Here is a 25,127-nt window from a genome sequence, read left to right as displayed (position 1 = left end):
AGCACGGATACACCGTGCTCACCGACGGGCCGGCCGAAGGCGTAACATCCTCGGGGCTGACCCTCGACGATCCGAAGGAGCCGTTCGCGTGGGCTCCAGGCGCCAGCTCTGGCTCGTCGCCCTTAAGTTCTGTCTGGAACAATTAGGCAGATTTTTTGAATTTTTAGGCAGAATTCCGATTTGAAAAAGTGATTCACTCACGGTTCAGGCAAGCTTTCGCCTGCCATGCCCGCCCACCAAGGATTCCTCCATGACCCAACTTCAAATCAATGGCCAGGCCAAGGATATCGACGTCCCGGGCGAAACGCCCTTGCTCTGGACTTTACGGGATGAACTCGGCATGACCGGCACCAAATTCGGGTGCGGCATGGCGTTGTGCGGCGCCTGTACCGTGCACATGGACGGCGCGCCAATCCGGTCCTGTGTCACCCCTCTCTCCGCAGTGGCAGGCCACAGCATCACGACCATCGAAGGGATAGAGGCGGATGCGGTCGGCCGGGCGGTGCAACAGGCCTGGATAGAACAGAACGTTGCCCAATGCGGCTACTGCCAGGCGGGCCAGATCATGACGGCGGTAAGCCTGCTCAAGGTCTCGGCGCAGCCGACCGACCAAGACATCGAGGACGCCATGAGCGGCAATATCTGCCGTTGCGGCACCTATCCTCGCATCCGCGCAGCCATCCAGCAGGCGGCCAGGCTCCTCGCCCAGGGAGGCAAGCAATGACGCACATCGCTCAACTTTCCCGGCGCGGCTTTCTGCAGGGCGCCTTGGGCGCGCTCACCCTGACGGTCACGGCCAGGGGTTTGATCACGGCAGCCTGGGCCGCCGAGTCCCCCGCCCAGAAGTACGGCGCTGACAGCATGCCCGGCGGCACCGTCGACGACCCGCTGGCTTTCGTCAGCATCGCCGCGGACGGCACCGTCACCATCGTCGCGCACCGCGCCGAAATGGGCACGGGCGTGCGCACCAGCCTGCCCATGGTGGTGGCCGACGAAATGGAAGCGCGCTGGGACCGCGTCAAGGTCATGCAGGCGCAGGCCGATGAAGCGCGCTATGGCAACCAGAACGTGGATGGCTCGCGCAGCGTGCGGCACTTCCTGATGCCCATGCGACGCGTCGGTGCGGCCGCCCGCCAGATGCTCGAAGCAGCGGCCGCAGCGCGCTGGTCGGTTCCTGTGGCCGAGGTCAAAGCGGTGCAACACGAGGTGCTGCACCAGCCTTCCGGGCGCCGGTTGACTTATGGCGAGTTGGCGGCGGACGCGGCCAAACAGCCGGTTCCCGCGGGCGATGCCCTCAAGCTCAAGGATCGGGCCGAGTTCCGCTATATCGGGAAGGAGCACGTGCGCCTGGTGGACCTGGAGGCCATCGGCAAGGGCCAGGCCAGCTACGGCATGGATATGCGCCTGCCAGGCATGGTCTATGCCGTCGTCGCACGTCCTCCTGTCGTCGGCGGCAAGCTGCGCCGTCTCGACAGCGCCAAGGCGCTGGCCGTGCCCGGCGTGCTGAAGGTCGTGGAGATTCCGCCAATGCAAGGGGCGCCCGCATTCCAGCCCCTGGGCGGCGTCGCAATCGTCGCGCGCAACACCTGGGCGGCCCGCCAAGGCCGCGACGCGCTGCAAATCGAATGGGACGACGGCCCCAACGGCAGCTACGACTCAAGCGCCTACCGCCAGGCCCTGGAATCGGCAGCGCGCAAGCCCGGCAAGACCATGCGCAGCCAGGGCGATGCCGCGCAAGCCTGGGCCAAGGCGCCCGAAGCCGAGCGCGTCGCCGCGGAGTACTACGTTCCCCATCTGGCCCATGCCTCCATGGAACCGCCAGCGGCCACCGTCCGGATCAAAGATGGCCGCGCCGAGGTCTGGACGTCGATCCAGAACCCCATCGCCGCGCGCGATGCCGTCGCCGCCCGGCTGAAACTGGAGCCCGCCGACGTCACGGTCAATGTCTTGCTGCTGGGCGGCGGGTTCGGCCGCAAGTCCAAGCCCGATTTCGTGGACGAGGCAGCCATCGTCGCCCGCGCCATGCCCGAAGGCACGCCAGTCAAGCTGGTGTGGACTCGCGAGGACGACATTCATCATGACTATCTGCATACCGTGTCGGTCGAACGCCTGGAGGCCGTTCTGGACAAGAATGGCCAGGTCCAGTCCTGGCTGCACCGCAGCGCCGCCCCCACCATCGCCTCCCTCTTTTCGGTAGGCGCCAAGGGCCAGCAGCTCTTCGAATCGGCCATGTCGGCCATCAACATGCCGTACCGCATTCCCAACGTCCGGGTGGAAACGGCCGAAGTGGAGGCCCATGCCCGTATTGGCTGGTTCCGCTCGGTAGCCAACATTCCGCACGCTTACGCTGCCCAGTGCTTCATCGCCGAATTGGCCCACCGCGCGGGCAAGGACCCCAAGGATTTCGCGCTCGATCTCATCGGCCCGGCGCGCAGGATCGACCCGGGCACAATGGCCGACACCTGGAACTACTCAGAATCCCCCGAGCTCTATCCCTACGACACGGGCCGCCTGCGCGGCGTGATCGAAGCGGCCTGCAAAGGCGCGGAATGGGGCAGAACACTGCCCCAGGGCCACGGCCTTGGGCTGGCATTCTGCTACAGCTTCATGAGCTACACCGCCACCGTGGTCGAGGTGGCCGTGGATGCAAAGGGCGAGGTGCGCGTGGTGGCCGTGGACATGGCGATGGACTGCGGTCCGCAAATCAACCCCGAACGCATCCGCGCGCAGATGGAAGGCGGCGCCATCATGGGCCTGGGCCTTGCCCTTGCCAGCGAGATCACGTTCGAACGCGGCCGCGTGAAGCAGAGCAACTTCCACGACTATGAAGTGCTGCGCCACAATGCCTCGCCGCGCGTGATCCGCACGCATCTGGTCAACGACGATCACACCCTGCCTCCTGGCGGCGTGGGCGAGCCCCCGGTGCCGCCCGTCGCGCCCGCGCTGAGCAATGCCATCTTTGCCGCCACCGGCAAGCGGATCCGCAGCCTGCCGGTGCGCAGGGTAGCCTAGGCATGGAGACGGTCGACGTCCGCGTGTTGCGCGAAGCCCGCGCCTGGCTGGCGGACGGGCACAGGCTGCTGCTGGCCACGGTGGTCAAGACCTGGGGCTCCTCCCCGCGCCCCGTCGGCTCCATGATGGCGCTGCGCGAAGACGGGCGCTGCGTCGGCTCTGTTTCGGGCGGGTGCATCGAAGACGACCTGATTCATCGATACACCCGCGCCTATGGCACAGGCGCCATCGCGCAAGGCGCGCCTGAACTGGTGCGCTACGGGATCGAAGCCGACGAAGCACGCCGGTTCGGACTGCCTTGCGGCGGCACGCTGGAGCTGCTGCTGGAGTTCCAGCCGGACTACGAAACGCTGGACGCCCTGGTCCGGCGGCTCGAATCCGGCCACTTGGTCCAGCGCACCGTTGACGTAACCACCGGAGCGGTGACATTGGCGCAGGCCTCGACGCCCGCCACAGTGCAATTCGACGGCGCGACGCTTTGTTCCACGCTGGGGCCGCAGTACCGGATGCTGCTCATCGGCGCAGGCGCATTGGCGGAATACCTGGCCACCATGGCCTTGTTCAACGACTTTGCGGTGACCGTCTGCGATCCGCGCGGAGAACAAGTGGGCAGCTGGTCCGTGCCCGGCGTGCGCATCACGCGGGAAATGCCCGATGACGCCGTCCTGGCCCTCGCCCCCGACACGCGCACCTGCATCGTCGCCTTGAGCCACGATCCCAAGCTGGACGACCTCGCGCTCCTGGAAGCGCTGCACAGCCCGGCGTTTTACGTGGGCGCCATCGGTTCACGCCGCAATACGGGCATCCGCAGGCAACGCTTCATGGAGCATTTCGGCGAAACCGCCGCATCCCTGGAACGGCTGCATGCGCCAGTCGGCATCAATATCGGCAGCAGGACGCCCGCGGAAATCGCGGTGAGCATCATGGCGGAGATACTTGCTGTCAAGAACGGGGTTGTATTGCCTGCCATCGTCGATGGTTCTTGCCGGGGGCTACCTGCAGCACACGGTCCCGTGGCGATGACCCAACCCCTGACGCCATGAGCATCGCGCCCTGGGTAGTGAAAGGGTAATTAAAAAAAGCCCCGCGCAAGACATGGCTCGGAGCACTCAGGTGTGTGCCATACACACCTGGACAGCAAGGAACTGATCAAATAGCTAGAGCGGTCCGAGTGGAAACTGGGAGGAGTTAAGGGGGGAGGTCACCCACCACCCTTAACTCATTTCGCGTCACGCCAAAAGAATGGCGCCAGAGGCACCAATATCCATCCATTGCGCCCTGGTGTTGAGGCACGCGCATGCTCCTGAATCGGGTTCGCATACTCGCCCCAAGTAGAGAAAAACGCCAAAGCGGGCATGCCATTTTATTCATGATTCGTGCACTATTTGGTGCCGTCGTACTCAAACCAGAGGCTGCCGCCGTTCGACGGGGAGCGTCCATGCATGAAAGTTCGCTCCAGAAACTCTCTGTCAACATATTCGTGATATTTCGCGCCAAACTTCACTGTGGCCTTAGGATTATCCAGCAGGAATGCCAGCAACAGGTATTGCTCGGTCCAATAGATATGCAGGTCACGCGCCCAGTCTGCCGGCATGCCGAAAGGTAGGAAGATGTCATGCACATGTACCCAGATCCTGCGTTTGATTTTGGGCAAAAGGCGCAGATACAGATGCAGGCAATCGCTACCGATCTTCACCGTATGAGTAGAGTCGATGAACAGCACGTCGCCATCTTCCAGGAAATCGTTCAGATCGCCGAACGTCTGGGCCTTCTTCTGAATAAGGCGTATCTCGCCCTTCTTCGCCCGATCTTCTAGGAAGCGTCTGGGAAACGGTTCAATGCAGGTCAGCTTGCCAACACCATTCCGACGCAGCGCTTCAAGGGCCACCAAGGAAGAAAAGCCGCTGCCGATCTCAACCACGTTCCGTGGCTTGAGCTTACGCAGAACAGCGTGGTATGCCATCCCGTCAATGAATGGGAATTGGTCATTGCTCCAGAAGAAAGCCGTGGGATTCTCGACATCGCCATCCTTAGGTGGGTCGAAATCAACAGAGTAGTCCGCCAGATTGATCAGCTCATCTCGCAAGCTAAGAGAGTCAAAAATTCCCGAATCCAAATAAGGGGGGACATTCTCATCCTTGTATTCGAAAGATTCGGATATCTCTTCTAAAGACGGAATATTCGAATAGAAGTTGGCCGGAATCACGGCGACTTGATTCTTCTGTAGTTGTCCCCTGACTTCCCGGGACGCCCACACTGCCTGCTGAGCGTCCGAGATGAACTGCGAAAGTTGTTGGCCGTCCACCTAGCAATCCCCGATCCAATGGTGTCGATAACCACACCTAATAGGAGAACTGCCCATGCGGCACCTCGCACCAGCAGTCCCCGTAAGTGCCCCTGTATATCTTGCGGGATTATATAGGTCATCGAGTCAGCACCTATCACTCATAGCCGGCAGACGGCCAGCTTCCGCCTGTCGACAGTTGCAGTAAAGCAAAGGACAAATTCGGACAGGTCGTCTCCACGCGCCTACTGCACTGGCGACAGGTTCGCCTCCTTGGCGGCCGCGGCATACATCGGAATCTCCCGGGCCATGGTATCGGCCAGGACCTGCGGTGCGCTACCTACAGGATCGATGCCCAGTTCCAGCAGGCGATCGGCCACGGCGGGCTCTCGCACGGCTGCGGATACGGCGTTCTGCAGCTTCTCGATGACGGCTTGCGGCGTGCCCGCAGGGGCGTACAGGGACGACCAGAATGACATTGCGAAATCCGGCACTCCGGACTCCGCGACAGTGGGCACGTCGGGCAACAAGGTAAAGCGCTTCGCCCCCGTGACGGCCAGCGCTTTCAGCCGGCCGCTGCGAATCTGGGGCAATACGGCCGCAGTGTCGATCAGCGCAAAGTCGATCTCGTTGGCCAACAAGGCCGCGACCACGGCAGAGTTCCCTTTGTAGTTGACCACCTCCGCTTCCAGGCCGACGCGCTTGGCGAAGAGTCCGGTCGCGAGCTGGAAGGAGTTGGCGCCCGAGCCTGCAAACAGAGGCTTGCCGCTCTTCTTGCCCTGGCCGACCAGATCGGCCACCGAGCGCGCCGAGCTTTCAGCCTTGACGGTCAGGATCATCGGAATATCCCCCACAAGGGAGATCGGCGCGAAATCGGCGACCGGGTCGTAGTCCAGGTTGTTGTAGATGGCCGGATTGACGGTCATGCCGCTGCTCGGCCCCACCAGCAAGGTATAGCCGTCGGCCTCGGCCCGCTTGACGGCGCCGATCGCAATGGCGCCGCTGGCGCCCGGCCGGTTCTCCACGATGAAGGGCTGGCCCAGGCGGCGCTGCAACTGCTCGGCCATCAGGCGGGCCAGGATATCGTTGCCGCCGCCCGGTGCGAAGCCCACGATCATGCGCACGGGCCGTGCCGGATACTCTTGCGCCGCGACACAGAAAGCCGACAACGCGAGCACTGCACCTGCCCACAAAGATAGAAACCGTTTCATGCCACGCTCCATTCGTTGAACACAGTACGCCGTTACTGGGGAATGCACGGATGGCCCATTCTCCACTGCCTCGCTACATTGGGCACGACCCAACGTGCCAGCCGATGCCGCTGGCAGCGACAGCACGCAACGGACCCCGGAGCCGAAATGGCGCCTGAATGGCACAACTGGAGCACCCACGATCACGGCCAGCACGCCTTGGCGTTCTGGCAGGATGCGGTCTGCGCCGGTGTGCTCGATTCTGAATTCCGCGCCGAACCCGACGCCGGATTCGCCGGCACCATGTCCAGCCAGAACCGCGCGGGAGTCCGGCTCGTGAACTTCGCGAGCTCCCCGCACATGATCCGCCGCTCCCAGCGGCAAGTCAGCCGTCTCAATGGCGATCACATCATGCTCAGCCTGCAATTGCAGGGCAGCGCCTTGATGTCCCAGGGTGACGAGCAGTTGTGCCTGCGGCCCGGAGAATTCGGGCTGCTCGACACCGGATCCGCGTTCGACATCACGTTCCCGGAAACAACCTCGCGCCGGCTGGTGCTGTTGCCACGCCACGCCTTGAGCGCGCGCGCCCCGGGCATGCGGCGGCTACGCGCGCCGGCCAGCCTGCCGGCCGATATGCCGTTCGCGCCCGTGCTTACCGAAGCCATGCGCCTGCTGACCGATACGACGGTGAAACTGCAGGACCGCACCGTCGACACGCTGCTGGATGCCGTCATCGAAATCGTGGCGCTGCATTGCGCATCCCTGGCGGACGCCGCGGCGCCCCCTTCCACCGAACTGAGCTTCGTCGGCGTGAAGCGCCATATCGATACGGCGATCGCCAACCCGGACCTGTCGCCCGCAACGGTGGCCGCAGCCTGCCGCATATCGGTCCGCACCCTACACCGCCTGTTTGCGCGGCATGCCGCCTTGTCGTTCGAAGCCTACGTGGTGCAGGCCCGCCTGACGCTCGCGCATGAGCTGCTGGCGGCCGGCAAGACCCGCACGGTCAGCGAGGCCGCCTTCGCCTGCGGCTTCAACAATCTCTCCCACTTCACGCGGCGCTTCTCCGAGCGATACGGCGAATTGCCTGTAAATCTGCTCAAGCAAGGGCAGACCCGCGGCTGACTGACGCCCTGGGCGGCGTCCGCTGACGCGCTGGGCACAGCCCCGCGCACGGCCCGACGGCAGAATGAGCTTCATCCCGGCCCTGGCCGGCAAGCTTCCGTCGCACCATGCCCAAGACCATCACCATTCACCGCCCCGACGCGGTCCGCGCTGCCGCCGAGAGTTGCGTGCATTTCGGCTTCTGCACCGCAGTCTGTCCCACCTACGTGCTCGATGGCGAAGAGCTGGATTCACCGCGCGGCCGGATCGCCCTGGCGCGCGAGATGCTGGACAGCGGCGCAGCGCCCAGCCCGGCCGCCGTGCGCCACCTGGACCGCTGCCTGTCGTGCCTGTCGTGCGAAACCACCTGCGCGGCCGGCGTTTCGTATCATGCCATCATCGACGGCGCGCGTGAGCACATCGAAAAAAGCAAGGCCCGCCCGCTGACGCAGCGCTTGCTGCGCTCAGCGCTGGCCCGGGTACTGACGACCCCCGCGCTGCTGCGTCCGGCCGCGGCCGCGGGCCGGTTGCTGCGCGGCGCCGCCGGCCGCCTCGGCGGCCCGTTGGGCGCGTTGGCCTCCCTATCCAGCGCCCCCGCACTCGCGGCTTTTGCGCCACGCACCGAAGCCGCTCCGCAGCCGCCTGCCAACCCGACGCGCCGCGTCGCGCTGCTGGACGGCTGCGCCCAATCGGTGCTCGGCGCCGAGATCAACGCCTCGGCCAAACGGCTGCTCACACGCGCCGGCATCGCCGTCGTCGACGTGCCCGGCGTGCAATGCTGCGGCGCGCTCGAACTGCACATGGGACGGCGCGAGGCCGCCACCCGGCACATGGAACAGGCTGTCCGCAGCTGGTCGGCCGCGCTGCTGGCGGGGCAGATCGACGCCATCATCAGCACCACATCGGGCTGCGGCTCCGTCATCAAACGCTATGAAGAGCTACTGTCTGACCGCCCCGAACTGTCGACGCAGGTGCGCTTGGTGGTCGAGGCCACTCAGGACATCTCGCAAATTGCCGCCAGTCTGTCGCTGACCGCCAGCGGCTCGGCGCTAGGCCTGGCCGTTTCGTATCACGACTCCTGTTCACTCAAGCACGGCCTGAAAATCGAACGGCCGCCGCGCCGCGCGCTGGGCAAGCTGGACATGGAGGTGCGCGATATCGCGGAATCGCATCTGTGCTGTGGCTCGGCGGGGACCTACAACATCCTCGAGCCGGCCATCTCGGACCGGCTGGGACAACGCAAGGCGGCCCACGCCTCGGCCGGCCAACCGGACGTGATCGCCGCTGGCAACATGGGATGCCTGGTGCAGATCTCGCGCTTCACGCCGGTGCCCGTGGCGCACACGGTCCAGCTGCTGGACTGGGCCACCGGCGGGCCACCCCCACGCGGTCTTGAAGACTTCCGGCCCAAGCCGCCGCAGGCAGCGGCCGACACTCCAACGCCGGCGGCCTCGCCGGTTCCGACAACCGCCGGCAGCGGCGATCTTCTGTGGTGAAAGACGTATGCCTTCCAATGACCCTATCGTAGATTTCGCCCATGCGGCGGCGGCCGAGCTTGGCGCGGACGCGATCTCGCTGAGTGACGACGTCCTCGGACGCTATGGCGAACATACCCTGCCCTGCGCCGACGTGCGCCCCGGCGCGGTCGCCTACCCCGACTCGACCGAGGCGGTGCAAACGCTGGTGCGCCTGGCCAATCGCTTCCGCGTTCAGCTCTATCCCATCAGCAATGGTCAGAACATCGGTCTGGGCACCCGCTCGCCCATCCGTCCCGGCCAGGTAGTGGTGGACCTGGGCCGGCGCATGAATCGCATCCTGGAAGTCAACGAGACGCTGGGCTATTGCGTGCTCGAACCCGGCGTGAGCTTCCGCGCCATGCACGACGAGCTGCAGCGCCGGGAAAGCAAGCTGATGATCTCGCCGACCGCAGGTCCATCGCAGGGCAGCATCCTCGCCAACGCCCTGGACAAGGGCGGCGGCAGCGGCGCCTACGCCGATCACTTCGGCATGAGTTGCGGCATGGAAGTTGTGCTCGGCAATGGCGACGTGATCCGCACCGGCGACGGCAGCCTGGCCGGTTCCTCGCATCCCAACTGGCACGTCTCCAAATACAGCTTCGGCCCCACGCTGGACGGCCTGTTCTCCCAATCCAACTTCGGCATCGTCACCCGCGTAGGCATGTGGCTCATGCCCCGGCCGCCGCATATCGAACCCTTCTTTTTCACCTTCCCCGACGACGAAGATCTGGGGGAGATCGTCGAACGCATCCGTCCGCTGAAGCTCAGCAATTTCGTGCCGACGCTGATCCGCGCCACCAACGACCTGTATCTGCTGTCCTCGGCGGCCACCAACCCCGAATACGCGGCCAGCGGCGGCAAACACGCGATGTCCGACGAGGGCCGCGCCGCGCTGCGCAGGCAGTATGACCTGGGATCCTGGACCGTATCAGGCGCCGTGTACGGCGCGAGTCGCGCCGCCGTACAGCCCCAGATCGACCGCATCGCCCAGCATTTCCTGGCCTCGGGCAAGGGACGCCAGATTCCCCTGGAGGAAGCCGAGGACATCGGCCCCCTGCACATCGCCATCAACTCCAACACCGGCGTGCCGACCGACAGCGAATTGAAGATGCTGGGCTGGCGGCCGGGCGGCGGCGCGATCTGGCTGTCGGCGGGTTCCCCGGTCGCGGGTGACATCGTCAATAGCCTGCAGGCAGATGCACGCCGCATCTGCCGCGACCACGGGCTGGAATACCTGCTGTCAAACGTTTGCGGCGCCCGATTCGCCCGCGCCATCCACGCGATCATCTACAACCGCGAGGACGCCGACGAAACCGCCCGCGCCGATGCCTGCTACCGGACACTGGCCAAGCTGTTCGCCGATCGAGGCATTTTCGTGGGGCGTGCGCCGACGATGTATCACGAGTTCCACCAGGCGCAGCGCATGCCGGAGCTGGTGCGAGCTTGCGCATCGATCAAGGCGGCCCTGGATCCGAATGGGGTGATTGCGCCGGGGAAGTACGGGATCGAATGAAGATATTGGCGCGGCAGGAGGGGCTCGAACCCCCGACCTCAGGCTTAGAAGGCCCGTGCTCTATCCAGCTGAGCTACTGCCGCGCGGTGTGGTGATGGCCCGGAAAAGATCCGGGCGCCGCATTTTACCTTGTTGCGGGCGGCTTGGGCGGCCGGCCCGCAATACCGGGGTTTGAACCCTACTCTTCGCCTATATCCGCATGGGTCGACACCCACAGCACCAGGGCGTCTTCGGGGCTCAGGCTGATCACCCGGTGGCCCATGCGGCTGTCTATATAGAAGCTTTCCCCGGTCTTCAGCCGGGCGGGTTCGTAAAACTCGGTGTAAAGCTCGACCTCGCCTTCCAGGACGTAGACGAATTCCTCGCCGCGGTGGCGGCTCCAGTCGTGGAATTCGTCGAAGGAGCGCGCCTTGACGCGGGTGTGGAAGGGCATCATGCGCTTGTGCGACAGCGCGGTGCAGAGCAGGCGGTGGTCGTAGTACGGGGTTTCGTACTGGCGCCCTTCCCCCTGGCGGCTGAGGCTGCGGCGGCCGGTGCCCATGTGGGCGTCGGACGCGGTGAAGAGTTCGGCCACGTCCAGCTCCAGGCCTGCCGCGATCTTGATCAGGTTGTCATAGGTGGGCGACAGCAGGCTGTTTTCGATCTTGGACAACGTGGACGCGGACACGCCGGTGGCCGCGGCCGCCTGCTTCAAGGTCCACGCCCGCGCCTGGCGCAAGGCTCGCAGCCGCTGTGCCAACACGCTTTGTTTGTTGCCTTCCATCTATGCACCCTGTCATGCCCGCGACCGCCGCTCCCGCCACCAGTCGCGCGCCTGGTAAGACCAATAAGTAAGTTGCACCGCTGCCGTGCCCAGACCGCCGCCGTTCCAGGCCAGCCCGAACGGCGCGTACAGCTTGTAGCGCTGGGTGTCGCCCGCGATCCCTTCGGCGACGACCCGGCCGCCGATCGACGCGGTGTTCATGCCGTGTCCGCCGAACGCCGTGCAGTACCAGACGTCCGGCGTCAGCTGGCCGATCTGCGGCATCAGATGCCGCGCGTAGGCCATGCGTCCCGACCACGCCGTCTCCACGCGCAACCCCTGCAATTGGGGGTAGACGGAAAGGAGCTCGCGGCGCAGCGACTCCGCCAGATCGGGCGGGTCGTCGACACGGGTGGTGATTCTACTGCCCCAGCCGATGCGCCCGCCATCAAGCACGCGGTAATAGTTGCCGGCGCGCCGGTCGTCGCCGATGGCGGCGGTGGTGCGTATGGCTTCCAGCACCCGGTCGCCCAGCGGCTCGGTCAGCATGATGTAGGTGGCGATGGGCAGTATCGCGCGGCGCAGCGCGGGCACCACGTCCTCGGTGTAGCCGCCGGTGGCCAGCACCACGGTGCGGGCATCGATCTCGCCTCGCTCTGTTTTCAGGCGCTTTACGGCTCCGTCCAGCGACGCCTGCACGACAGGCGAGTCCTCGTGGATGCGTACGCCCAGGCGCGCGCATTCCCGGGCCAGCGCGCGGGCGTAGTTCAGCGGGTGGAAGTGGAAGGACGTGGGGTCCTCGACGCCCTGGAAGTAGACGTCGGACAGCAGCCGTTCGCGGACCTGGCTGCGGCTCAAGAGGCGCACGTCGCGGCCGAAGTCGCGTTGCTGGCTGTCGCACCACTGCCGCAGGGCGTCGGTCGCCTCGTAGCGCACCACGCGCAGCCGGCCGTCAATCTTGCGGGCGTCGGTGATGTCCAGGTCGCGGATGTTGTTGCGGATGATCTCCACGCCTTCCATCGACAGGCGGTAGAGCTTGCGGTAGTGGTCTTCGTCGACGTGCTTTCTGATGGCGTCGGCGCCGGCCGAGTATGCCGGCGAGACGGAACCGCCGTTACGCCCGGATGCGCCCCAGGCGATGCGCCGCCCTTCCAGCAAAGTGACGTCGCGGCCGCGCCGGGCCAGTTCCAGCGCGGCGGACAAGCCCGCCATCCCTGCCCCGACCACGCAGACGTCGGTGCTGGCCGCGCCGGACAGCGGCGCATAACGGGTGTCGCCGTCGGCCAGCGTGCGCTTGTAATAGGTGTCGATGTACTCGGAAGCCATGGTGGTCGGCATCAGTTCAGGCCCGCGCCCTGCAAGCCGCCCGTCAGGCGCTTTTCCAGCCAGTTGGCCAGTCGCAGCAGCGGGTAGCAGTAAATGAAGTAGATGGCGGCGATCATGCCGTAGATGAACAGCGACTTGGCCGGGAAGGTGATGATGAAGACCTCGCCCTGCCGCGTCAGCTCGGTAATGCCCACCACCGACAGAATGGCCGTGCTTTTGATCAGCATGACGTAGACGCCGCTCATGGGCTGCACGATCAGGCGCATGGCCTGCGGCAGGATGACCAGGCGCAGGATCTGGAACGGCCGCAGGCCCAACGTCATCGCGCCTTCGGTCTGGCCGCGCGGCACGGCCTGGATCGCGCCCATGACGATTTCCGCGACATAGCAGGACGTGTAGACCGACAACGATACGAAGGCGGCCGTGCCGGAATCCCAATGCAGCATCTCGATGCCCGAGCTGGGCAGCACGAAATAGAAGATGTAGAGCTGCACCAGGAACGGCGTGCCGCGCAGGATGTGGATGTATAAGCCCAGCAGCTGGTGCACGCCGCGGATGCGGTAGCTGCGGATCACGCCGATCACGAAGCCCAGCAGGGATCCCGCGATGATGGCCACGAAGGAGATCTTCAGGGTCTCCCAGAAGCCTTTCAGCAGGAAGGGCAGCACGACGCCCGCAGTGGAGAGATAGGAATCCAGCATGCTTACCTCGCGTTCCAGGCGGGCCCCGCCAGCCAGATGCTCACGCCGCGCGACAGCAGCAGCATGCAGGCATAGATCAGCAGATAGCCGGCCGCGATGGTCAGGAAGCTTTCGTTGGGCACGATGCGGTCGCTGTTCATCTGCACGCCGGCCGCGACCAGTTCGAACACCGTGATCAGCGACAGCAGCGAGGTGTCCTTGATCAGCACGGCGGTCTGGCCCAGGAGCGGCGGCAGCGTATTGGCGAAAGCCTGCGGCAGCACCACGTAGCGCAGGCGCTGGTGGTAATTCATGCCGCAGGCCTTGGCGCCTTCGATCTGGCCGCGCGGCACGGATTCGATGCCCACGCGGATGATTTCGCTCATGTAGGCCGCATGATGCAGCGTCATGGCGAGGATGCCCAGCAGCATCTCGCTCCAGCCCTTGGCGCCCGGCACCAGCATGGGCACCGCGTAATAGACCAGGTAGATCTGCACCAGCAAGGGGGTTGAACGGATGAATTGCACATACGCCGCCACCGGCCGCCAGATGGCGGCGCGGGGCGACATATGGGCAAGCGCCAGCGGGATGCCGGCCAGCACCGACAGCACCAGGCTTGCGCCCGCCGCGATCAGGGTGTTGGCCAGGCCGGTGGCGAACTGGCCCGTGTACTGGCTGACGATGCGCCAGTTATAGAAGTCGAGCAGCCAGTCCATGGGCTCAGTGGTCTTTCTTCCAGTCCGTGGAGTACCAGTACTTCACCTGTTCTGGCAGCGTGTTGTCGGCCGTCTTCAGCGTCTGCCAGTTGTCCAGCCAGAACTTCAGGCGGAAGGCGTTGGGACCGACGGCGAAGGCCAGCGGCTCGCGCACCATGATGCCGTCCAGCACGCGCAGGTTGCCGAAGTCGACCAGGAACTGGTTGGCGGTGGACAACGACATGATGCCGGCGTCCAGGCGGCCGCTGGACAGGGCTTGCCCCACGGGTGCGCTACCGCCCGAAAACTCCTTCATGGTGGCCTTGGGCAGCATCTTCTTGCCCACTTCCGCATAGGTGCTGGCGCCCAGCACGCCCACGGTCACGCCGTCCTTGTTGAGTTCCTCGTACGATTTGTAGGGCGAATCCTTGGGCACCACGGCCACGGTATCGGCGTAGAACATGGGCGTGGAGAACAGTACCTGGGCCGCGCGCTGCGGGGTCGGCGTCATGTCGGCGGCCACCATGTCGGCCTTGCCGGACAAGAGCGCGGGAATCAGGCCCTTCCACTCGTAGTCCTGCAGCACCAGCTTCACGCCCAGGTCGTCGGCCATGCGCTTGGCCACTTCCACGGCCAGGCCGGTGCGCTTGCCGCTCTTGTCCATGAAGCTCATCAGCGGCCCGGAGGTCTGCACCGCGACGCGCAACTCGCCGCGCTTGAGGATGTCGGCCAGCTCGTCCGCTTGCGCGGGCAAGGCGACAGTGGCGGCCGCCAGGGCGATGCCGGCCATGCCCAGCCATTGTTTGATTTTCAGCATTTCCTACCCCTTGTGGTGAATGGACTCACATCATTCCGGGCAAAGCACAGAGCGCCGGCAGCGCCCGGATCAGCCGGACCGGCCCTGGTTACCGCCGGGCGCCGCACATGCGGACGACCCGTTGCTTCCTTGCTGCTAGGAACTACAGAATCTTTTCCAGGAAAGCGCGGGTGCGCGCTTCCCTGGGGTGGCCGAACACCTCGTCCGGCGTGCCCATTTCCACGATGCGGCCCGCGTCCATGAAGAGCGCGCGGTCGCCCACGTCGCGAGCGAAGCCCATCTCATGGGTCACCACGGCCATGGTCATGCCGTCGCGCGCCAGCGCGCGCATCAGTTCAAGAATGCCGCCCACGGTTTCGGGGTCGAGCGCCGACGTGGCCTCGTCGAACAACATCAGCTTGGGGTCCATGGCCAGCGCGCGCGCGATCGCCACGCGCTGCTGCTGGCCGCCGGAGAGCTGGCTGGGATAGCGCGCACCGTAGTCGCCCATGCCCACGCGGCCCAGCAGTTCGCGGGCGTAGCGCTCGGCGTCGGCGCGGGCGCGCCCGCGCACCACGCGTTGGGGTAGCGCGACGTTGTCCAGCGCAGTACGGTGTTGGAACAGGTTGAAGTGCTGGAACACCATGCCGACTTCGGTGCGCCAGCGGTTGACGTCGGTGGCCGGGTCGGTGAGCGACACGCCGTCCACGCGGATGGCGCCGCTGTCGATGCTCTCCAGTCCGTTGAGCGTGCGCAGCAAGGTGCTCTTGCCGGATCCGGAGGGGCCGACCACCACCATGACCTCGCCGCGGCCGAGCTGGCAGTCGATGCCGTCCAACGCCAGATGCGGGGCCTGCCCGTCGCGTTGATAGGTCTTGCTGACTGCCTGGACTACCAGCAGAGGTTCCGCCACGGATCCACCTTCGTATGAGTGCTGCCCTGGTTAAAAAGGTTTCGCAATTCACGCTGGAGTTTCGTATAGTAAATTTTTTTCCAGAATCGCCACTTAGGCATAACCCTTAAGCGAAGACAGGCTCTTCGCAGGCAACCCAAGGAACCGGCATGGACACTCCCCAAGACATCCTGCGCGCGCTCGGGCTGAACCCGGAATCGCTCACTGGCGGCACGCTGCGCGCGCGCAGCCCGATAGACGGCGCCGAGCTCGCTCAGGTGCATGAACACACGGTGGCCCAGGCCCATTCCGCCATCACCCGCGCGCGCCAGGCCAGCCTGGCGTGGCGCGACGTGCCGGCGCCGCGCCGCGGCGAGCTGCTGCGCCTGTTCGGCGAAACGCTGCGCCAGCACAAGCGCGAGCTGGGCCGCCTGGTGAGCCTGGAAGCCGGCAAGATCGTGGCCGAAGGCGAAGGCGAAGTGCAGGAGATGATCGACATCTGCGACTTCGCCGTGGGCCTGTCACGCCAGCTGTACGGTCTGACCATCGCTTCTGAACGCCCCGGCCACCGCATGATGGAAACCTGGCATCCGCTGGGCGTGGTCGGCGTGATCAGCGCGTTCAACTTCCCCGTCGCCGTGTGGTCCTGGAACGCCGCGCTGGCGCTGGTCTGCGGCAACGCCGTGGTCTGGAAGCCGTCGGAAAAAACCCCGCTGACCGCGCTGGCCTGCCAGGCGCTCTTCGCACAGGCCGCGCAACGCTTCGGCGACGCGCCCCCCGGCCTGTCCGAAGTGCTGATCGGCGGACGCGACATCGGCGAAGCGCTGGTGGATTCGCACGCCGTGGCCCTGGTCTCGGCCACCGGTTCGACCCGCATGGGCCGCCAGGTGGGGCCGCGCGTGGCGCAGCGCTTTGGCCGCGTGCTGCTGGAGCTGGGCGGCAACAACGCCATCATCGTCGGCCCCACGGCCGACCTGGACATGGCCGCGCGCGGCATCGTGTTCGGCGCCATCGGCACGGCCGGCCAGCGCTGCACCACCACGCGCCGTCTGATCGTGCACGAGAGCGTGGCCGAAGATCTGGTGCAACGCCTGCACAAGGCCTATGCCAGCGCCACCATCGGCAACCCGCTGGAAAGCGGCACGCTGGTCGGTCCGCTGATCGACCGCGTGTCCTATGACGCCATGCAGGCGGCGCTGACGGCGGCGCGCGAACAAGGCGGCAAGGTCACGGGAGGCGAGCGCGTGCTGGCCGAGCAATATCCCGACGCCTGGTACGTGCGTCCCGCCATCGCCGAAATGCCGGGCCAGACCGACGTGGTCTGCCACGAGACCTTCGCGCCTATCCTCTACGTGATGCGCTACGCCGACTTCAACCAGGCGCTGGCCTTGCAGAATGGCGTGCCGCAGGGCCTGTCGTCGGCCATCTTCACCAATGACCTGCGCGAAGCCGAGACCTTCCTGTCGGCGGCCGGCTCGGACTGCGGCATCGCCAACGTCAATATCGGCACCTCGGGCGCCGAGATCGGCGGCGCGTTCGGCGGCGAAAAGGAAACCGGCGGCGGCCGCGAATCGGGTTCGGACGCCTGGCGCAACTACATGCGCCGCGCCACCAATACGATCAACTATTCGCGCCAGCTGCCGTTGGCCCAGGGCATCAAGTTCGGCGGATAAGCCCGCGCGCAACGCTGTCCCCACAAGCCCCCGCCATGCGCGGGGCTTACGCTTTCTACATACGATTAGCCTGCCTTACAAACTGTAGCGGGGGTCGATGCTACATTTCCTGGTCACAAAACTACGTTATGACCAGATGACCATCAGCCGCCCTGCACGATCCGCCCTCCCCCTGCGCACCCTGGCCGCCGCCCTGACCATGGGCCTGGCGGGCGCAGCCACCGCGGGCGTGTCGTACCGGCTGGATCGCCCCTCGGCCGCCCCCGGAGAGACCGTCACCATCGAGGCGGTGTACTTCAACGAAGGCACTTCCCGCTCCACCTGGGAAGCGCCACCGGAACTGGTGCTGCAATGGCGCGGCCAGGACGGCCAGATCGTGCGCAGCCTGGCCAAGCTGCGCGGCGGCACGGCCAGCTTCAGCGTGCCCGTCAACAACTTCGCGCGCATGGCCTGGACCGCCGTCGTGCCCGCCACGGCCCAGGGCCTGCAGGCCGTATCCATCGAAGGCCAGCCCGCGATGATGGCGCTGGACGCCACCGGCCGCGACAGCGGCACCCTGGCCAGCACGCCCGCGCGGGGCCCGGTGGTGGACGCCAGCAGCGGAGAACCCGTACCCGCCGCGGCCGTGGCCGCGGTCGGCGCATCGCCCGAAGGCGGCCCCTCGCCCGACGCGTCCGCCGTGCCGACGGTGCAGCAGCAGACCGCGTTCGACCGCTTCCGCAGTTCCATTTCCGAATACAAGCCGGTGTACTTCGACGTCGGCACCCGCGGGCAGACCACCGCGCGCTTTCAGATCAGCGCCAAGTACCGACTCTTCAGCCCCGCGGGCGACCGTCCCGCGACCTGGGACGAGAATTTCTACCTGGCGTACACGCAGACCTCGCTGTGGGACCTGGAAGGCGATTCCATGCCCTTCATCGACACCACCTTCAATCCCAGCGCCTTCTGGCTGTCCGACAACATCTGGCAGTCCGCCAGCCAGAACTGGCGCTTCGGCATGAATACCGGCGTCGAGCACAACTCCAACGGCAAGGACGGCGAGGATTCGCGCTCGCTCAACGACGGCTATATCGAGCCGCGCTTCCACTACCGCTTCGACGGCGGCAGCACGCTCACCTTTGCGCCGCGAGTCAAGGCCTACTTCGGCGTCGCCAGCGAGAACAGCGACTATGCCGACTACGCCGGCCACGTCGACTGGCAATTGCGCTGGGCCCAGGACAATGGCGCAGTCATCTCCGCCATGTACCGCCAGGGCGACCAGAAGCGCCGAACCACCCAGCTCGATTTCGCCTGGCCGCTGCAGCGCACCTGGCTGAACATGAACGGCTACCTGCATCTGCAGTACTTCAACGGCTACGGCGAAACGCTGCTGGGCTACAACCAGCGCAACGAATCGCAGTTCCGCATCGGCCTGTCGCTGGTGCCGTAAGGCGCGCCCAGGCTCGCGTAGGCGTCCTAGCCTTCCACCGCCAGCTCTTCCCAGCCCAGTTCGCGGGTGCGCTCCAGCGCCACCGTGACCTGGGCGGCGGCCGAGCGCACCGCCTCGACCAGCACTTGCCCGTTCAGCAGTTGCGCCGTAACGCCGGCCATGAACACGTCGCCAGTGCCGTGCACCGAAGGCGGTATCGCAATCTCCGGATGCGTCACGATCGTGGCCTGATCCCGCGTCACCACCGCCAGCTGCAAGGTGCCGGCCGCGGCGGCCATGGGCGCGGCGCTGGTCACGACTATCCAGTCCGGACCGCGCGCGATCAGTTCGCGCGCCGCCGCCACGACCTCGTCGATCGACGACAGGGCGCGCCCCACCAGCAACTCCAGCTCGAAGTGGTTCGGCGTCATGCCGTCGGCCAGCGGCACCAGCAGGTCCCGGTATTGTTCGACCAGGCCTTCGTTCACGTACAGCCCGTCGTTACGGTCGCCCATGACGGGGTCGATGTGCACCTTCAGATCAGGCCGGGATGCGCGCAGCGCAGGCAGCCAGCCGGCCAGAAGCCCGGCCTGCCCGGGTTGGCCCAGGTATCCGCAGACCACCGCGCGCGCAGTCCGGGTGACGCCGCGCTCGTCCAGGCCCTGCAACAGGCCCTCGAACCAGTCCAGCGGCACCGCGCCGCCATGCAGGGTCGGATAGTGCGGCGTGTTGCTCAGGATCACGGTAGGCACCGCGATCGCGTGCAGGCCGGCCTTGCGGAAGACGGGCATGGCGGCGTTGTTGCCGACGCAGCCGTACACGACCTGGGATTGGACGGAAACGATATCCACCTGCGCGGTAACGGCGGGGATTGCGCTCATGGGGCTGGCTCCTGGGCTGCCGCGGTCTACGCGGCGCTACATGCGGGTGATGAAATAGATCTTCTTGACGAACTGGTCCACTTCCCAGCGGCCGGTATAGCCTTCGGGCATGACGAAAGCCTCGCCCACGGTCAGTTCATGCACGGTGCCGTCCGGATCGACCAGGCGCGCCGCGCCTTCGACGATGTAGCCGAACTCGATATAGCCCGTGGTGTTGGACTGGAACACGCCCGCGGTGCTTTCCCAGACGCCGGCTTCAGCCTTGCCGCCGTTGCCTTCGAAGGCAGTCACGGTGCGGAACGCCGCGTCGCCCGAGATCGGGCGGCGGGGCTTTCCAGGCACCGGATTCTTCATGGGGCCGGCATCGATGCGGACGAGCCGCGATTGATCGTTCTTCATGGCACTCCTGTATGCGGATAGATGATGAGTCCGAAGGCCTGCTCAGTGCGAGGCCACCACCAGCACCTCGGCCATGGCCCGGCTGACGGTGCGCATGCGGTGCGGCAGTTCGGAGTCGAAATAGACGGAATCCCCGGTCTCCAGGCGGAACTGGCGTTCGCCCACATGGACCTCGATGGCGCCCTTGAGCACCAGCAGGAATTCCTCGCCGGGGTGCGGAAACACCGCGGTCGCATCGGGAAAATCGCGGGGCGGATGCACCACAAAAGGCTCCATCGCCTTGACCTTGCGGCGGCCGGCCAGCGACTCGTAGTGATACTCGCTGCCCAGCCCCCGGCGCTGCAAGGCTTCGCGGTCCGCCACCCGCACCACGCTGACCACTTCTTCCTGCGCAGCATCGTCCGTGCCCACCAGCTCCGACACGCCCAGGCCATAGGCTTCCGCCAGCCGCAACACGGTGGAAATGGAGGGTTCGCTCAGGCCCCGCTCCAGTTTGGAGAGGTAGCTCTTGGTCAATCCGGTGCGCTGCGCCAGCTGTTCCAGGGACAGGGTTTGCTGGCGACGCAGGGCGCGCAGGCGGTGCGGCAGGTCTATCATGGACGGGGTTGCAAAAATACGGTCGCGGAATACGACCGGTAAGCATGCCCTAATCCGGCCCTGCCGTCGAGCCGGCCCCGCCCGCCGCCGCCATCAGGCCAGCACGTCGGGATGCGCCCGCAGCGCGCGCCGCGCATAGTACGAAAAGCCGACCTGCGAACGCTTGGGCGTCAGGATCCAGTCATGGGCCTCGCGGCCCAGCGCCGGCGGAATGGGCTGGATCTTGCCGGCGGCCATGGCCAGCAACTGCATGCGGGCGGCGCGCTCGAACTGCAGCGCCAGCACGCAGGCCTCTTCCACCGAACCCGCCGCAATCAGCATGCCGTGGTGCGACAGCAGGATGGCGCGTTTCGAACCCAGCGCGGCCGAGATGATCTCCCCTTCCTCGTTGCCCACCGGCACGCCGGGCCAATCCTTCAGGAAGGCCACGTCGTCGTACAGCGGGCAGTTGTCCATATGCGAGATTTCCAGCGGCACCTCCAGCATCGACAACGAAGCCGCGTGCAGCGGATGCGTGTGGATGATGCAGTTCACGTCCGGACGCGCGCGGTAGATCCAGGAGTGAAAGCGGTTGGCCGGATTGGGCATGCCGCCGCCTTCCTGCACGCGCAGGTCTTCGTCCACCAGCAGCAGATTGCTGGCGGTGATCTCGTCAAAGCCCAGGCCCAGGCGTTGCGTGAAATAGCGGTTCGGCTCCGGCGCGCGCGCCGTGATCTGTCCGGCCAGGCCGGAGTCATGTCCGCCATCGAACAGGATGCGGCAGGTCAGCGCCAGGCGCTCGCGCAGGCTCCAGTCGGGCGTCTCGAACTGGCGCTGCATTTCCGCTTTCGCCCGCGCGATCAGTTCGTCCTTGCCCAGGTGCATCGTATCGGCCATCGTCGTCACTCCTAAGATAGTGTCTCTGTCATGCCGCTTCGATCAGCGGCGTAAACCCTGGCAAGGCGCGCATGCGCGCCAGCCAGGCATCGATATGGGTAAAGCCGGACAGGTCGTAACCGCCCTCGGCCGCCATGCTCGTATAGGGATACAGCGCAACGTCGGCAATGGTCGGCGCGGTACCCACCAGATAATCGCGGCCGGCCAGATGCGCGTCCATCAACGCGGCCGCCTTCATGCCGATCTCGCGCCACGCCCGCATCGCCGGGTCGTCCACCTGCGCGGTGTTGCGCAGATGGATCAGCAGGCGCGGCTGCGCAAAGGCGTGCATGTGCTGGGTCTGCTCGAAGCTCAACCAGCTGCTGACCTGCGACTGCTCCAGGCGGCCGGCGGGCAGCCAGGGCGTGCCCAGCCCCAGATACCAGAGGATGGCCTGCGACTCGGCCAGCCACTCGCCCTCAGGCGTCAGCAAGGCCGGCACCTGGCGCCACGGATTGATGCGCGCGAACGCCTCCGTTTCCAGGTCGCCCTGCACGATGTCGAAGGTGCGCCGCTTGATCGGCAGCCCCATGTAGCCGCAGGCCAGCCGGATCTTCCAGGCATTGCCCGAACGCAGCGTATCGGCCAGTTCCAGCGGCTTGCCCGCCAAGGGATGCGGTATCTGGTTCATCGTCAGTCCATCTTGATGTTGGCGCGCTTCACGATTTCGGTCCACTTGGCCTTCTCGCCGGCAATGAAGCGCTGATACTCATCCGGCTTGCCCGTGTACAGCTGCGTACCCTGCGACGCCAGCCGGTCCTTCAGTTCCGGCGACGCCAGGGTCTTCTGCAGCGCCGCGTTCAGCTTTTCCATCACGTCGGGCGGCGTGCCTGCGGGCGCGAAGAACGCGTTCCACGAGCTGATCTGCAGGGCCGCGTCGCCCACCTCGCTGCTGGCGGGCACGTCCGGCGCGGACGGCAGGCGCTTGTCGGCGGCCACCGCCAGCGCGCGCAGCTTGCCAGACGCTGCATGTGGCATGATCACCGGGCTGGCGTCCATCACCACGTCGACCTGCTCGCCGATGGCGGCATTGACGGCTTCGCTACCGCTCTTGAACGGCACGTGCACGATGTCCAGCCCGGCCGTCAGCTTCAGCAGCTCCAGGCCCAGGTGCGGCGAACTCGCATTGCCCGCCGAACCGAAGTTCAGCTTGGCCGGATTGGCCTTGGCATAGGCCACGAACTCGCCGAAAGTCTTGGCCGGCACGCCCGCACGCACGGCCAGCAAATACGGCGATCCCGACACCATGCCCACCGGCGCGAACTTGTCCGCGTCATAGCTGAGCTTGCTGTAGATCAGCGGGTTGACCACCTGCGTACCCACCGTACCCATGAAGATCGTATAGCCATCGGCCGGCGCGGTGGCGGCCACCTGCGCCGCGATCACTCCGCCCGCGCCCGGCCGGTTCTCGATCACGATGCTCTGCCCCAGCGCGTCGCCCATGCCCTTGCCGACCTGACGCGCCACGATGTCCGTGATCCCGCCCGCGCCGAAAGGCACCACCAGCCGGATCGGCCGGTCCGGATAGGCCGCCTGGGCCCCATTGCCCGCCATTGCCGCAACCAACGCCAGCGCGCCGGCGATTCCCGAAATCTTCATGTCATCCCCCTACGGGCGCCGCCTATCGGCACCATAATGACACGAAGTGTCCTATAGGAGATTGATTTTCCGCAAGGAAAATGAGTTTAGGGAAAACCCTGGGCCGCAGGAATATAGTTCGCCTTTGAAGTTCGCCTTTTGGCTTTGGCGCGCGAGGCCCGGCATTGCGCACGCATCTTGCGCTCGTCTCTGCGCATGGAGACGCAGCGTCATGCTGACGCTGCGGTGCCAATACTGGGAAGTACGCGGATCAGACCGGGCGGTGACACACCGCTTCTATGTTGTAGCCATCCGGGTCCAGGATGAACGCGCCGTAATAATGCGGGTGGTATTGCGGACGCAAGCCAGGCCCGCCGTTATCGCGCCCTCCAGCCGCCAGCGCCGCCTGGTGAAAGGAATCGACCTCGGCACGGCTGCGGGCGCGAAAAGCCAGATGCACGCGCGGGGTGCTGGGCGTGCCCTGATGGATCCAGAATTCGCCGCCCGGGTCTTCCGACTCGTGAGGCTGGCCTACTCCGAAGCCCATCCCGGTCTCGAGCACTTTGCGCGGTAAGCCTAGCGCCGCGAGCGCGCTGCGGTAGAACATCCGGCTGCGCTCGAAGTCGCTCACGTGAATTTCGACATGATCCAGCATGCGCCGACCCTTCGGAAAGCGGCCCCAGCGGGCCAGAAAGATCAGGATAGGTCAGTTGGCAAGCCAGGGACGCTTCGATTTGCAACGCGGGCCTCGCGATTCTTCCGCAATTCGCGCACCGCAAGCGCAACTCCGGCTCGCCGCGATCAACGCTCAAACGCGGCCTGCGACACTCGTTTGGGAGAACGGAATGATCTTGCGCTCCATCAGCACCCTCAGCCAGTGCTTCACGCAGGCCTCGGTGTCGTAGGTTTGCGTGAAGCCCGCCTGCTTGATCTTGACCGTGCTGACAAATGCGGGCGCGGGCGGGGTCTTCAGGCCATAGCCGAAACGGGCGTCGGCGGAGTAATGGGATTCGCCAAGGATCTGCGCCATACTCAGCGGCCGCAAGCCATGCTGCTTGACGATCTCGTTCCACAGGTCCGCCCGGCCGGGCAGGTACTCGGCCAGGCGCAGGGGCTGGTCCGGACCCGCTTCGACGTCCAGGAACTCCGCCAGGGACGGCCATAGGTCATGCCAGCTGAACACTTCGCCGTTGGTAAGGTTGTAGTGCTCGTTCCAGGACGCCGGATTCTCCGCCGCCCAGACGCCTGCATCGCCGATCAGGCGCGCGTCCACGGCTTCACGCGGATAGGAAATGTGGCCGGGATAGCAGAACGGCTTGCCTTCGGCGCGGCACACTGCCGCGTAGACGCCTATGACCGGCACCGTGTTCATGGCCACGCCCACATTGGGGCCCAGCACGATGGTGGGACGGAATATCGTCCAGCCAAAGCCGGACTGCGCGGCCTTTTCCCGGATGTAGTCTTCCTGGAACCAGTACGAGTTCGGATGATCGTCCCGCGGCTGGCATTCGCGCGCCGGCGTGCGGATGGGATGCAGGTGTACGCCATAGGCCTTGGTACCCTGCAGCACGCTGACATGCTGCAGCCTGCCGCTGGCGGCCAACGGCTCGATGACGTTCCTGATCATGCCCAGGTTGGTGGCCATCTGCTCAGGATCCTGCCAGCCGGCGATGAGCCCTGGCTTCTCATAGACGGCCGCATAGAAAACGTGCGTGGCTTCAGGCATATCCCCGAAGGCGCGGCGGCACGCCTCCGCGTCCTGCAGATCGACCGGCAGATGGGTGTACGGCCGTTGGCTGATGATCTCCGGACGCCGGCGGGAAACCGCGATGACTTCCCAGCCCGCGTTGAGGAATGAATCGACGGCAGCGGAGCCGACCAGCCCGCTGGCGCCAGTAACGATTACGGTGCGTGACATGATTCCG

Annotated in this window: 24 protein-coding genes and 1 tRNA gene; 8 read left to right on the top strand and 17 right to left on the bottom strand. The window is 65.7% G+C overall.

Going from position 1 to position 25,127, the window contains the following annotated elements; genetic code table 11:
* Positions 1–250 precede the first annotated feature (250 nt).
* The 3 genes from IB259_RS28920 to IB259_RS28910 are packed head-to-tail and all read left to right on the top strand — an operon-like array spanning position 251 to position 4,055.
* A complete protein-coding gene (locus tag IB259_RS28920; protein ID WP_054453532.1) occupies positions 251–724 on the top strand; it encodes a (2Fe-2S)-binding protein in 474 nt (157 codons plus the stop codon).
* A complete protein-coding gene (locus IB259_RS28915) occupies positions 721–3,012 on the top strand; it encodes a xanthine dehydrogenase family protein molybdopterin-binding subunit (protein ID WP_192330833.1) in 2,292 nt (763 codons plus the stop codon). The genes IB259_RS28920 and IB259_RS28915 overlap by 4 nt, the downstream gene beginning before the upstream one ends.
* Before the next feature lie 2 nt (positions 3,013–3,014).
* Positions 3,015–4,055 (top strand): XdhC family protein, encoded by a 1,041-nt coding sequence (locus IB259_RS28910; RefSeq protein WP_192330832.1) that lies wholly within the window; start codon positions 3,015–3,017, stop codon positions 4,053–4,055.
* Between the two features lie 338 nt (positions 4,056–4,393).
* Here IB259_RS28910 and IB259_RS31265 read toward each other — a convergent pair whose 3' ends face one another.
* Positions 4,394–5,317 (bottom strand): class I SAM-dependent methyltransferase, encoded by a 924-nt coding sequence (locus tag IB259_RS31265; RefSeq protein WP_192330831.1) that lies wholly within the window; start codon positions 5,315–5,317, stop codon positions 4,394–4,396.
* Positions 5,318–5,541: 224 nt separating this feature from the next.
* The gene (locus IB259_RS28900) at positions 5,542–6,507 is read right to left on the bottom strand and encodes a tripartite tricarboxylate transporter substrate binding protein (protein WP_192330829.1); all 966 of its coding nucleotides are present in this window, start codon (positions 6,505–6,507) and stop codon (positions 5,542–5,544) included.
* Positions 6,508–6,654: 147 nt separating this feature from the next.
* On the opposite strand from IB259_RS28900, the gene IB259_RS28895 reads away from it, so the two are divergent.
* From IB259_RS28895 to IB259_RS28885, 3 genes are all read left to right on the top strand, one after another.
* Positions 6,655–7,611, top strand: a complete 957-nt coding sequence (locus tag IB259_RS28895; protein ID WP_054453540.1) for a helix-turn-helix domain-containing protein — start codon at positions 6,655–6,657, stop codon at positions 7,609–7,611.
* A 107-nt stretch (positions 7,612–7,718) separates the two neighbouring features.
* Entirely contained in the window at positions 7,719–9,086 is a 1,368-nt protein-coding gene (gene glcF, locus IB259_RS28890) for a glycolate oxidase subunit GlcF (RefSeq protein WP_192330826.1), read from the top strand.
* 7 nt (positions 9,087–9,093) lie between these two features.
* Positions 9,094–10,620 carry an FAD-binding oxidoreductase gene (locus IB259_RS28885; RefSeq protein WP_192330825.1) on the top strand — a complete coding sequence of 509 codons (1,527 nt, stop codon included), beginning with the start codon at positions 9,094–9,096 and terminating at the stop codon, positions 10,618–10,620.
* Between the two features lie 6 nt (positions 10,621–10,626).
* On the opposite strand, the gene IB259_RS28880 is transcribed toward IB259_RS28885, so the two are convergent.
* The 7 genes from IB259_RS28880 to IB259_RS28850 all read right to left on the bottom strand — a co-directional run bounded on the left by IB259_RS28880 (position 10,627) and on the right by IB259_RS28850 (position 15,772).
* Positions 10,627–10,703: transfer RNA gene (locus IB259_RS28880), tRNA-Arg, on the bottom strand.
* Positions 10,704–10,798: 95 nt separating this feature from the next.
* On the bottom strand, positions 10,799–11,383 hold the full coding sequence (locus IB259_RS28875; RefSeq protein WP_054451277.1) for a helix-turn-helix domain-containing protein: 585 nt from the start codon (positions 11,381–11,383) through the stop codon (positions 10,799–10,801).
* Positions 11,384–11,395: 12 nt separating this feature from the next.
* Positions 11,396–12,688 (bottom strand): FAD-binding oxidoreductase, encoded by a 1,293-nt coding sequence (locus IB259_RS28870; protein WP_192330823.1) that lies wholly within the window; start codon positions 12,686–12,688, stop codon positions 11,396–11,398.
* A gap of 11 nt (positions 12,689–12,699) precedes the next feature.
* The gene (locus IB259_RS28865) at positions 12,700–13,389 is read right to left on the bottom strand and encodes an amino acid ABC transporter permease (RefSeq protein ID WP_054451276.1); all 690 of its coding nucleotides are present in this window, start codon (positions 13,387–13,389) and stop codon (positions 12,700–12,702) included.
* A gap of 2 nt (positions 13,390–13,391) precedes the next feature.
* On the bottom strand, positions 13,392–14,084 hold the full coding sequence (locus IB259_RS28860; protein ID WP_054451275.1) for an amino acid ABC transporter permease: 693 nt from the start codon (positions 14,082–14,084) through the stop codon (positions 13,392–13,394).
* 4 nt (positions 14,085–14,088) lie between these two features.
* Positions 14,089–14,880, bottom strand: a complete 792-nt coding sequence (locus IB259_RS28855; RefSeq protein WP_054451274.1) for an ABC transporter substrate-binding protein — start codon at positions 14,878–14,880, stop codon at positions 14,089–14,091.
* A gap of 142 nt (positions 14,881–15,022) precedes the next feature.
* Positions 15,023–15,772 carry an amino acid ABC transporter ATP-binding protein gene (locus IB259_RS28850; protein WP_054451273.1) on the bottom strand — a complete coding sequence of 250 codons (750 nt, stop codon included), beginning with the start codon at positions 15,770–15,772 and terminating at the stop codon, positions 15,023–15,025.
* Between the two features lie 149 nt (positions 15,773–15,921).
* Between IB259_RS28850 and IB259_RS28845 the strand changes: the two genes are divergently transcribed.
* Both IB259_RS28845 and IB259_RS28840 read left to right on the top strand, forming a co-directional pair.
* The gene (locus IB259_RS28845; RefSeq protein ID WP_192330821.1) at positions 15,922–17,424 is read left to right on the top strand and encodes an aldehyde dehydrogenase family protein; all 1,503 of its coding nucleotides are present in this window, start codon (positions 15,922–15,924) and stop codon (positions 17,422–17,424) included.
* Between the two features lie 136 nt (positions 17,425–17,560).
* Positions 17,561–18,853 (top strand): phospholipase A, encoded by a 1,293-nt coding sequence (locus IB259_RS28840; RefSeq protein WP_192330819.1) that lies wholly within the window; start codon positions 17,561–17,563, stop codon positions 18,851–18,853.
* Positions 18,854–18,879: 26 nt separating this feature from the next.
* On the opposite strand, the gene pdxK is transcribed toward IB259_RS28840, so the two are convergent.
* The 8 genes from pdxK to IB259_RS28800 form a co-directional block, all read right to left on the bottom strand.
* Positions 18,880–19,713: a pyridoxine/pyridoxal/pyridoxamine kinase gene (pdxK, locus tag IB259_RS28835; RefSeq protein ID WP_192330817.1), complete on the bottom strand. Its 834-nt coding sequence runs from the start codon at positions 19,711–19,713 to the stop codon at positions 18,880–18,882.
* Between the two features lie 36 nt (positions 19,714–19,749).
* Positions 19,750–20,112 (bottom strand): cupin domain-containing protein, encoded by a 363-nt coding sequence (locus tag IB259_RS28830; RefSeq protein ID WP_054451269.1) that lies wholly within the window; start codon positions 20,110–20,112, stop codon positions 19,750–19,752.
* A 42-nt stretch (positions 20,113–20,154) separates the two neighbouring features.
* A complete protein-coding gene (locus IB259_RS28825) occupies positions 20,155–20,709 on the bottom strand; it encodes a helix-turn-helix domain-containing protein (protein ID WP_054451268.1) in 555 nt (184 codons plus the stop codon).
* 93 nt (positions 20,710–20,802) lie between these two features.
* Positions 20,803–21,585, bottom strand: coding sequence for an aldolase (locus tag IB259_RS28820; protein ID WP_054451267.1), 783 nt, complete (start codon positions 21,583–21,585; stop codon positions 20,803–20,805).
* A gap of 28 nt (positions 21,586–21,613) precedes the next feature.
* Positions 21,614–22,255, bottom strand: coding sequence for a glutathione S-transferase family protein (locus IB259_RS28815; RefSeq protein ID WP_192330815.1), 642 nt, complete (start codon positions 22,253–22,255; stop codon positions 21,614–21,616).
* 2 nt (positions 22,256–22,257) lie between these two features.
* Positions 22,258–23,223 (bottom strand): tripartite tricarboxylate transporter substrate binding protein, encoded by a 966-nt coding sequence (locus IB259_RS28810; RefSeq protein ID WP_054451265.1) that lies wholly within the window; start codon positions 23,221–23,223, stop codon positions 22,258–22,260.
* 250 nt (positions 23,224–23,473) lie between these two features.
* The gene (locus IB259_RS28805; protein ID WP_192330813.1) at positions 23,474–23,857 is read right to left on the bottom strand and encodes a VOC family protein; all 384 of its coding nucleotides are present in this window, start codon (positions 23,855–23,857) and stop codon (positions 23,474–23,476) included.
* A 153-nt stretch (positions 23,858–24,010) separates the two neighbouring features.
* A complete protein-coding gene (locus IB259_RS28800) occupies positions 24,011–25,120 on the bottom strand; it encodes an SDR family oxidoreductase (RefSeq protein WP_119449543.1) in 1,110 nt (369 codons plus the stop codon).
* Positions 25,121–25,127 lie beyond the last annotated feature (7 nt).

This window comes from Achromobacter sp. ACM04 (assembly GCF_014851465.1).
Lineage (GTDB): Bacteria > Pseudomonadota > Gammaproteobacteria > Burkholderiales > Burkholderiaceae_B > Achromobacter > Achromobacter aegrifaciens.
The sequence above is the reverse complement of the archived record's forward strand: the minus strand, read 5'-3'. Positions and strand labels throughout refer to the sequence as shown.